Consider the following 10,144-nt stretch of genomic DNA (forward strand, 5'->3'; position numbering starts at 1 on the left):
TTGAGCGGGCTGAACGATCAACTCAGGTCTGTCGCCGTCATCGGGTGGTCGACTGTCATCTTCGGCGTCGCGCTATACATCGGCGACAGGTTCGGCGGTCAGGCGAAAACTGCGGATGACTGGACCTTGAAAGATGCCATCGCCATGGGCCTCGCCCAGATCATCGCGCTGATCCCGGGTGCCAGCCGATCTGGCGTCACGATGACCATGGCGCGCGGACTGGGGTACAAACGCGTCGATGCAGCGCGCCTGTCGATGCTGATGTCGATCCCGACCATCATGGCCTCGGGAATACTGCTCGGGGCAGAGGCCGCTCTTGATGCAAACATTGCTGCCCTGCGCGATTGCGCCATTGCAGCTGCATTTGGCATGTTCGGCTTAATGCTCAAGCGTTTGAATTTGCCAATCGTCCCGATCATTCTCGGGATGGTTTTGGGTGGAATTATGGAAGTTAAATTTCGCACGAGCATGGCGCGGGTTGAAAATATATTTGAGTTTATCGAACGGCCAGTGGCGCAGGTGTTGTTTGGTATCATTGTGATCGTTTTGGTGGCGCATATCTATTCGCTCTTTCGAGCAAAGAAATCTGAGGACGTTTGATTATGATTACTCAAGTTGAGATTGACGGTTTGCGTCGTCAGGCGATTGCGCCGCAGAAGTTGCTGATCAATGGCGAATGGCAGGATGCGTCTGATGGTGGGGTGATTGAGGTAGTTAGCCCAATCGATGGGCAAAAGCTCACCACCATTGCTGCGGCAACCTCTGATGATGTTGATGTCGCGGTGCGCGCGGCGGGTGATGTGTTTGAACGTGGTGACTGGTCTCGCATGGCACCGGCTGGGCGCATGAAGATTTTGCACAAGATTGCGGACTTGATTGATCAGAACGCAAAAGAGCTTGCTGTGCTCGGGGTGCGAGACAATGGTACCGAAATCGGAATGGCGCTGAAAGCGGAACCCGGTTCAGCTGCGGGAACATTTCGGTTCTATGCTGAGGCGATCGACAAGGCTTATGGCGAGATCGCGCCGACTGCGGACAATGTGTTGGCGCTGGTGCATCGCGAGCCGGTTGGGGTTGTCGGGGCGATTGTGCCTTGGAATTTCCCTTTAATGATTGGCGCATGGAAAATTGCACCTGCATTAGCGGCAGGGAATTCTGTCGTGTTAAAGCCCTCGGAAGCGGCATCACTAAGTCTGCTTAGGTTGGTGGAATTGTGCATGGAAGCTGGATTGCCTGCGGGTGTCTTGAATGTCATCACCGGCAATGGCGCTGTGGCAGGCGAGGCGATGGGCCTTCATCAAGACATTGATATCATCACCTTCACAGGTTCCGGTGGTACAGGTCGCCGGTTGATGGATTATGCTGCGCGGTCGAACATGAAACGGCTTTACCTCGAATTGGGCGGTAAATCGCCGAACGTGGTGTTTGCAGACGTCGAAGACATTGACCATGCAGCTAAGGTTTCGGCCGCTGGCATTTTCCGCAATTCAGGTGAAGTGTGTGTGGCTGGTTCGCGCATTTTGGTGGAGCGGTCCATCCATGATGCATTTGTTGAGCGGTTGAAAGTACAGGCCGAAAAGCTGATTGTGGGGGACCCGTTGGAGCTTGCCAACAATATTGGCGCAATCACGACCAAGCAGCAGCTAGAAGGTGATCTAGATTTTGTGGAACGCGCTATTGCTGAGGGGGCGACTTTGGTTTGTGGGGGTAAGCAACTGCACGCCGAAAAAGGCGGTTATTATATGCAGCCCACGATTTTTACAGATGTTCGACCAGAGATGGATTTGTTCCAAAACGAAGTGTTTGGTCCCGTGGTTGCCGTTACGCCATTTGATAGCGAAGAAGAAGCGATTGCATTGGCGAATGGCACCGACTTTGGTTTGGCCGCAGCGGTTTGGACGTCCAATCTGTCGAGGGCCCATCGGATGGTGCGCAATATCAAATCTGGCGTGGTACATGTAAATACATACGGCGGTGCGGGCAACAATGTGCCGCTTGCTGGCATGAAGCAATCGGGCAATGGAGCGGACAAATCGCTGCATGCCTTAGAGAAATTTGAAAACCTGAAGACGGCTTGGATTCAATTGTAGGTGGCACTGATGACACAAGACAAAACAATATTGGTGATTGGCACTTATGATACCAAGTCTGATGAATTGGACTATCTAACTAAAGCTATTCAGGGGCAGGGCGGTAAGGTGCTCACTATGGACGTGAGTGTGTTGGGTGATCCGGCGATGCCTACTGACATTTCCAAGCATCAAGTGGCGGAAGCCGCCAATTCTTCCATTGACGAGGCCATCGATAGTGGCGATGAAAACACTGCCATGCAAATTATGGCGCGCGGATCGTCGGCGCTTTGCCAAATGCTGCATAAGGCCGGGCGTATTGATGGCATGATCGCGATGGGCGGGTCCATGGGGACTGATCTTGCGCTGGATTGCGCGCGGGCGTTGCCGCTTGGGGTGCCGAAATACATTATCTCCACCATTGCATTTTCAACTCTGATCCCTGCTGAGCGGTTGGCAACTGATACACAAATGATTTTGTGGGCGGGTGGTCTTTATGGCCTTAATTCGGTTTGCAAAGCTTCGCTGAGCCAAGCGGCGGGTGCCGTTTTGGGCGCGGCGCGTGCGGTGGAAATGCCGACACAAAAAAAGCCAATGGTTGGCATGACCAGTCTTGGTTCGTCGTGCTTGAAATATATGAAAGTGCTCAAACCTGCGCTTGAAGAGCGTGGTTTTGAAGTGGCGATATTTCATGCGACGGGCATGGGCGGTATGGCGTTTGAGAATTTGGCGCGGGAAGGGGCTTTTGCATGTGTGATGGACTTTGCGCCGCAAGAAATGGGTAATCATATGATGGGCTCAAGTGTGAATTCGGGACCCAATCGGTTGCGCGGGGCAGCTGCTTCAAAAACGCCTGCCATTATTGCCCCTGGCTGCGTGGATTTGGTGGATTTCCCCGGTTGGCAACCGTTTCCTGATCAGTTTAGCGATCGATCTTTTCATGCCCATAATCGATTGTTGGCGTCGGCAACGTTGAATGCTGAGGAGCGCCGACAAGTTGCGCGCGAGATTGGGGCCAGGGCATTAGAGAGCAAAGCGCCTGTGCATGTAATCTCGCCAAAGCAGGGTGTTGAAGAATGGGACAAGCCGGGTGAACCAGCGCATGAACCGCAAAGTCATGCGGCCTTTGTTGAAGAATTATCAAAGTTTGTGCAGCCACCCGTTGGGTTTACAGAACTTGATTGCCACATCAATGATGCTCAGTTTTGCGAAACGGCGCTAGCGATTTTTGATGAGTGGTTGGCCCAAGGCATTGTTGTGCGAAAAGCAAACTAAAAAGCCTATGCAATGATAATGGGCGAAACTAAATCAGAACTCAATGGGGTGAATGGCTGTAAATCTGCGTTTTGAGCCAAAAATGCTGTAGCTGGATTTTTTGTTGCTTGTTACCTTTGCTTCAAATGAAACAAGGGGTGACATATGCGTCGCGATTACTCTCTGCCACAGGGCGCCATTCATCGCATTCAGGTTCAATCTGAAGCGCTAACATCGAACATGCTTAGCGATCATACTCTGCGTGACGTGGACGTCTATGTGCCCCACGGACACGATGGTGTGGGCTTGCCTATCATCGTTGATTTAGCTGGATACACGGGGAGTGGCTTGAGCCGCACCAATTGGCGAGGGTTTGATGAGAATGTGCCGGCACGATTGGACCGTTTGATTGCTAGTGGTGAAATGCAGCCCTGCGTTGTTGTCTTTCCAGATTGCTTTACCCGACTTGGCGGCAATCAATATATCAACTCTGCGGCCATGGGGAACTGGGCGGACTTTTTGATCAAGGAAATGCTGCCCAAAATCGAAGGTCGATTTGGTTGCGGTGGCGATGGCAAACGTGGCGTTATCGGCAAATCGTCCGGTGGATATGCGGCGATGATCCACGCCATGCTTTATGCAGATACATGGTCTGCTATTGCTTGCCATTCAGGCGATATGGGGTTTGAAGTTGCATATCTGCCAGATATGCCCAAAGCCTTGCGTGCATTGGCAAAACATGATGGATCAGTCGAGAAGTTTGTGGGGGCAGTTGAAGAAAACCACAACCCAAGTCACGATGACATTCACGCCCTTATGATTTTGGCGATGGGGGCAACTTATGACCCTGATCCGGAAGCCTTTTGTGGGATCAGATTACCCGTAGATTTGCACACTTGCGAACTTGATAAGTCGCGCTGGGCCAAGTGGCTTGAGTGGGACCCGCTGCATATTTTTGATCAGCATATCGAGGACTTGAAAAGCCTCAAAGGCATTTGGCTTGATTGCGGGGATGTCGATCAGTTCAATTTTGTTTATGTGGCGCGTCGGATGCAAAACAAGTTGAATGGAGCGGGAATTGATCATGTGTACGAAGAATTCCCAGATGACCATTTCTCGATTGATTATCGATATGACCGCAGTTTGCCCTATTTGGCTGACAAACTAAGCTAGTTTTATCCGGGTAAAATATTTTACCCGGGTGTTATTGACTCCATAGTTTTACCCCGGTATTACTCTCGCAACAAAACGCGGAGACTATTGTTGTGACTTATTCACCAGATTTGGAATGTGTTGCCTTTGTGGGCCATGAGTTGATCGCCAGTGGTGCGTTGGCGGAAGTGGTGCACGAAGTGAAGCGGCACCATGATCAAAACCCAAATGATATGATTTTGGTTTTTGACAACCAGAAATCCAACGTCATTGAGTTGGACCTGCGCGGATCAATGGAAGACGTCTTCGGTCGAATGGCCAGCAAACAGCCGTTGGAAGAAGCCGTTGCGCCACCCAAGCGACCTGGGCGCCCCAAGCTCGGAGTTGTGAGCAAAGAGGTGACTTTGTTGCCGCGTCATTGGGAATGGCTGCGTGAGCAGCGGGGCGGTGCATCTGTGACATTGCGCAAACTGGTGGGTGAGGCGATGCATGTGGCCGATGGCGACAAGGATAAACGTGCAGGGCAGCAGACCGCATACAAACTTATGACGGCAGTAGCCGGAGACTTGCCCAATTACGAAGAGGCCATTCGGGCGCTTTTTGCCGGTGATGGAGAGCAGTTTTTTGCACAAATTGCAGATTGGCCTATCGGGTTGAAAAATCACTTAGCCCAGATTTCAAGAGATGTTTTTTTGCCACCTGCGGGTGCGTGACTATTAAGGAAATGATTCATGACTGAATCTCAAACTGTTGAAAATAATAACTATTTGACCCAGCCCATCGGCAAACTGTTTTTGACAACCGCTTTGCCAATTATCATGATCATGGTGGTCAATGGTCTGTTTAATCTTGTTGATGCCTATTTTCTTGGCATCTTTGTCGGCTCCGCTGCACTGACTGCCGTCACGGTTATGTTTCCGGTGCAAATGCTGATTTATTCGCTGACCACAATGATTTCAAACGGCTTTGCTTCCATCGTTGCGCGTCGACTTGGGGCGAACGACTTGCGGGGAGCGGCCGACAGTTTTGCCGTGGCCATAGTTATGGGGATCGCCGTCAGTGCTGTTTTAATGTTGGTCTTTTTGGTTTTTGGCCATCAATTGGTGGCGTGGGTTACTGATGGTGACCCGGAGTTGGCGCGCATGGCATGGACATACATGTCGATCATGATGTTTACCTCGCCACTGATCTTCATCCTCTCTGTTCAATTTGATGCTTTACGCAGCGAAGGGAAGATGGGGTTCATGACACTGGTTTCGGTCGGTGTGACGTTGCTCAATATGGTTTTCAATTACATCTTCATCGTGATGCTTGATATGGGCGTCGCTGGTTCTGCTTGGGGTACAGTTGCTGCCCAGCTGTGCTCGCTGAGTGCAATCATGACCTATCGGTTGCGTGGGTTTTCAAAGCTGGGTTTTCATCTGCCAAGTATGTCGACATTTGTGCGGGTAGCAAAAGAAAACTTGGCCTTGGGCGCGCCGCTGAGTTTGAACTATCTTTCAATCTCTTTGATCGCGGGCAGTGTTGTCGCTTTGCTCAAGATCTATGGTTCTGATGATTATACGGTGACCGTTGGGGCCTATGGCATCATCACACGGCTTATGACTTTTTCCTTCATGCCATTGCTCGGGATTTCGATGGCATTTCAGTCTATCGCTGGCAACAATTTTGGCGGCAAATTACCCGCGCGTGTGAATGTCAGCACCAAGACGGCACTCATTGTGGCCTTGGTTTATTGCGTAATTATTGAAGTGGTCTTTATCTCATTTGCAGGTCCAATTGCTGGCTCGTTCGTCAAAGATGCGGATATGATTGCTGAGACCGCGCGTGTGCTGCCCTATGTCATGATCATGTATTTTACGGCGGGTCCTGCCATAATTCTATCCGGCTTCTTTCAGGCAATTGGTGACGCCAAACGTGCTGCAGTTTTAAGCCTTTCACGCAATTACCTGATTGGTCTGCCGTTGTTGTTTACAGTGCCGCGGTTTTTGGGCGAGTCTGGTATTTGGATTGCTGCTCCAATTGGAGATATCATTATGGTTGGACTAACCATTGCGGTGCTGGCGATTGTGCAAAAGCGCAAAGGTTATCGTGGTGGCGTGTTTTTGCCGGTGCCTGCATAAAAGCTTTGACTTGCGCCAGATCAATTTGGCGCAAGCCCATCTCTGACACAATGTGCTCAACGATTGAAAGGGGTGTATTATGCGTGATTTAGAGATTTACCGGACCCGTTTGCAGGCTCGCAAAGCGGAGCTTGATGAGCGTTTGCACAAAATTGAAGACCGATTGGATGATACTCCAGACCCTGATGTGGAAGAACGTGCTGTTGAGCGCGAAGATGATGAGATGCTTGAGGGGCTGGGCAATGCAGGAAAGCAAGAACTGCAAAAAATAGAGAACGCGCTCGGCCGAATGGAAAATGGAACCTACGGCGTCTGCATTTCTTGTGGCGAAGACATCTCAGAAGCACGGTTAGATATTGTTGCTTATGCTACCAAGTGCAAACACTGTATGTAGCGTCCCATTGTATCGGCTTAAGAAAAAGGCACCGTTCGCGGTGCCTTTTTTTGTTTAGGGAGCTAGTATAGATATGCGACATAACCCGCGTAGAGTGTGAGTGCGCTAATCCCAGCAATGCGACTTATCCTCCCCAGGAAAAAGATCAGCAAGGCAAGTGAGAAGAAAACAGCAATCATTACTGGTATATCAAACGTTGCCATGGTTGGGCTTATTGCAATTGGCGTAATGATGGCGGTGACGCCTAGGATTCCCAAAATATTGAAAATGTTGGATCCCAAAATGTTACCGACCGCGATATCGGATTCTCGTTTTAATGCGGCCATTACAGAAGTTGCAAGTTCTGGCAGGCTTGTGCCCACTGCAACGATTGTCAGTCCGATAACGGCTTCTGGTATTTCAAACGACCGCGCAATGGTTGTTGAAGCGTCTACCAGCCATTCAGCCCCAATGACGAGGCTTACCAAACCGATTGCGACGAAGGCTATTTCTTTCAGCAGGCCATTACTTGAAATTGGGAGTTCAACCTGCGCCTCTGTTCCTTGTTTTGCAAAGAATAGAATGTAAATCACATAGGTTGCGAGTGAACCCACCATCAAGAGACCAGCCCAACGCTCGATAATGCCAATCGCACTCAGCCCGACAAGCAGTAATCCGGCAAAGACCATCACGCCAATGTCGCGTGCGGATTTAGAAAACTCTTGTTTCAGGGGCAGGAGCAGGGCCGAAACACCAAGAATGAGCAGGATGTTTGCGATGTTTGATCCGACCACATTGCCCATTGCAATGTCTGGTGCACCCTTTAGTGCCGCGCTTAGCGAAACCAATAACTCTGGCATCGATGTTCCAAACCCCACAATAGTAAGGCCGACTACAAATGCGGGTACACGTAAGCGAACCGCCAGAGCTGCGCTGCCGCGCACGAGGCTTTCACCGCCCACAAACAGCAAGATCAAACCAGCGAATAAATAGAGAAGAGTTAATGCCATCAAGTGCATCCGATATCGAAAGTTCAAATTGCATTATTGCAACCTGCTGAAGGTGGTGGTGACCGCCTTGCGCCACAAGTGGCTGAAGACAATATTTGTGCGCCCAGAGGGTATTCGTTTTCAAAGGCTGAGAAAACTATCTTATAGCTTTGCAACGTTGCACTTCTAGCCCCGTCCAGCGATAATGTCCTTTTGGAATACTAATTGCCCCACGAATAAAATTTAGCCTCATATGGATTGTGCTCCGTTTCATGGTTTTGAGTGAACCTTCATTCCAAATTGGCTTCGGCACTGCTCCAATCAATCCAATTGAGCCTATTGAGCCGCGAACTATTCGGCCCTAACCCGAATAGGGCGGCTCGTTTGGTTTATCCATCGGGTCGCCCGTCAATTGGTGAGAAGGTTGACAATTGAAGTTTTGAACAAGATAGAGTCTGCTGGATACTGGAGGATCTATGTCAAACTCGTCACAAAAAATCCCAATAATTATCGATTGCGATCCCGGCCAGGATGACGCGCTTATGCTGTTCTTGGCGCTTAACGCGCCCGAACTTGATGTGCGTGGCATAGTGGCGTGTGGCGGCAATGTGCCATTGGCACGTACAGAGTTGAATTGTCGAATTCTTGTGGAGATGGCGGGGCGTTTGGATGTTCCTGTTTTTGCAGGATGTGATGGTCCTATGGTCGAGCAATTGTTCACCGCGGAGTATTTGCATGGCGAAACGGGGATTGATGGCATCGATTTTTTTGAGCCGACGATCAAAAAACGCGATCAGCATGGCGTTGACTTCATCATTGAAACGTTGCGTGCTGCTGATGTCGACGAAATCACGTTGGTACCAACTGGGCCTCTAACCAATATTGCAATGGCGTTGCGCAAGGCGCCTGACATTTTGCCCAAGATCAAACAAATTGTTCTGATGGGTGGTGCGAGTTTTGAAGGGGGCAATGTGACGCCTTCTGCCGAGTTTAATATTTACGTTGATCCGCACGCAGCAGATGTGGTGATGCGTTGTGGCCGTCCCATCGTGATGTTTGGCTTGGATGTGACGCACCAAGTGATGACAGACCCCCAATTGGTGGCCGATATTCGCTCGCTCGACAATAAGGTGGCGCATGCTTCTGCCGGGATGCTTGATTTTTTTGGTCAATATGACGCGGCAAAATACAGCGCTGAGGGCGGTCCGTTGCACGACCCGTGCACAATTGCTTGGTTGCTTGAGCCATCTATTTTTGATCTAAAACCCTGTCATGTAGCCATAGAAACCACAAGCAAATTGACAAGGGGACACACAGCTGTGGACTTTTGGGGGGTGACTGAAAATACCCCGAACGTTGAATGGGCATTTAAGGCAAACAAGCAAAGATTCTTTGCATTATTGATTGAACGATTGGCGCAATATTAGCCGGTTCTTACGTTGCATGAAATTAGGGCTTTTGTTGTTTGTTTTTTTCAGAATAATTTGAGGTAATTGCCACCAGCAACACAAGCCATACTGTCCAAATGATTGCCATGGTATGTGGCATTTGGGTTCTTTTAAACAGCCAGTAAATAGTCGCTACGATCATCCCAGAAAAAAGAGGCAGCAGGAGTAATGCAATGATTTTTTGAATTAATATCCCAGTGCTGCCTTCCGAAAACGCAATCTGTAATGCTTGAGTAATGACGGCATGGGCATAGAGCAGGGCATCTAAGAAAATGTTCAGTTCATTTTGAAAAAAAATTGCCGCGCCTGTTAGTAAAACGATTATAATTAATTGTTTAGCCATAAGACTTTCCTCTTTGTCGGTAAACGCTTTAGTTCCTCAACGTCATCAAACAGTTCGAGCTCTCCATGTTGATACACTGCATTCCAAGTTTGCGTTGCGCAGAAAACTTTATTGGCGTACCCATGAAGTGACCAAATAAAATCCAAATAAATTCCATAACTTCTTTTATCTAATCCATCTTTGTAACAGAGGGGGAGCGCAGTATTTCAGCGGTTTAAATACCACTTCAGCCGCCTGCGCTAAACGGCTTTAGCCATTCTCAAGCGGACGCCGCCGCGCCTTTGCCGGACTTTTTGACCTCGTACATAGCACTGTCAGCTGCTTGAATGAGCGTTTCAAGATCTTCACCATGCTCTGGATAACGAGAAATACCGATACTTGTGGTGACGCTGA

Annotated in this window: 11 protein-coding genes; 8 read left to right on the plus strand and 3 right to left on the minus strand. The window is 49.5% G+C overall.

The window, feature by feature from the left end; translation table 11 throughout:
- The 7 genes from Q0231_RS05120 to Q0231_RS05150 form a co-directional block, all read left to right on the plus strand.
- Positions 1-600 (plus strand): undecaprenyl-diphosphate phosphatase (locus Q0231_RS05120; protein WP_299345894.1); only part of this gene is annotated, 600 nt, incomplete at its 5' end.
- A 2-nt stretch (positions 601-602) separates the two neighbouring features.
- Complete coding sequence (locus tag Q0231_RS05125; RefSeq protein ID WP_299345897.1) at positions 603-2,090, plus strand: aldehyde dehydrogenase; 1,488 nt, start codon at positions 603-605, stop codon at positions 2,088-2,090.
- 9 nt (positions 2,091-2,099) lie between these two features.
- Entirely contained in the window at positions 2,100-3,344 is a 1,245-nt protein-coding gene (locus Q0231_RS05130; RefSeq protein WP_299345900.1) for a Tm-1-like ATP-binding domain-containing protein, read from the plus strand.
- A gap of 144 nt (positions 3,345-3,488) precedes the next feature.
- Positions 3,489-4,496 (plus strand): alpha/beta hydrolase-fold protein, encoded by a 1,008-nt coding sequence (locus tag Q0231_RS05135; protein ID WP_299345903.1) that lies wholly within the window; start codon positions 3,489-3,491, stop codon positions 4,494-4,496.
- Between the two features lie 92 nt (positions 4,497-4,588).
- A complete protein-coding gene (locus Q0231_RS05140) occupies positions 4,589-5,188 on the plus strand; it encodes a DUF2239 family protein (protein ID WP_299345906.1) in 600 nt (199 codons plus the stop codon).
- An 18-nt stretch (positions 5,189-5,206) separates the two neighbouring features.
- Positions 5,207-6,598, plus strand: coding sequence for an MATE family efflux transporter (locus Q0231_RS05145; RefSeq protein WP_299345909.1), 1,392 nt, complete (start codon positions 5,207-5,209; stop codon positions 6,596-6,598).
- 79 nt (positions 6,599-6,677) lie between these two features.
- A complete protein-coding gene (locus Q0231_RS05150) occupies positions 6,678-6,992 on the plus strand; it encodes a TraR/DksA family transcriptional regulator (protein WP_299345912.1) in 315 nt (104 codons plus the stop codon).
- A gap of 62 nt (positions 6,993-7,054) precedes the next feature.
- Here the strand turns inward: Q0231_RS05150 and Q0231_RS05155 are convergent, their stop codons facing one another.
- Positions 7,055-7,981: a calcium/sodium antiporter gene (locus tag Q0231_RS05155; protein ID WP_299345915.1), complete on the minus strand. Its 927-nt coding sequence runs from the start codon at positions 7,979-7,981 to the stop codon at positions 7,055-7,057.
- Positions 7,982-8,436: 455 nt separating this feature from the next.
- Here Q0231_RS05155 and Q0231_RS05160 point away from each other — a divergent pair, with 455 nt between their 5' ends.
- The gene (locus tag Q0231_RS05160; protein WP_299345917.1) at positions 8,437-9,387 is read left to right on the plus strand and encodes a nucleoside hydrolase; all 951 of its coding nucleotides are present in this window, start codon (positions 8,437-8,439) and stop codon (positions 9,385-9,387) included.
- A 22-nt stretch (positions 9,388-9,409) separates the two neighbouring features.
- Here Q0231_RS05160 and Q0231_RS05165 read toward each other — a convergent pair whose 3' ends face one another.
- On the minus strand, positions 9,410-9,751 hold the full coding sequence (locus Q0231_RS05165; protein ID WP_299345920.1) for a hypothetical protein: 342 nt from the start codon (positions 9,749-9,751) through the stop codon (positions 9,410-9,412).
- A 259-nt stretch (positions 9,752-10,010) separates the two neighbouring features.
- Entirely contained in the window at positions 10,011-10,127 is a 117-nt protein-coding gene (locus Q0231_RS05170; RefSeq protein ID WP_299345923.1) for a diguanylate cyclase, read from the minus strand.
- Between the last annotated feature and the right edge of the window lie 17 nt (positions 10,128-10,144).

Source organism: uncultured Maritalea sp., from assembly GCF_937139385.1.
GTDB lineage: Bacteria > Pseudomonadota > Alphaproteobacteria > Rhizobiales > Devosiaceae > Maritalea > Maritalea porphyrae_A.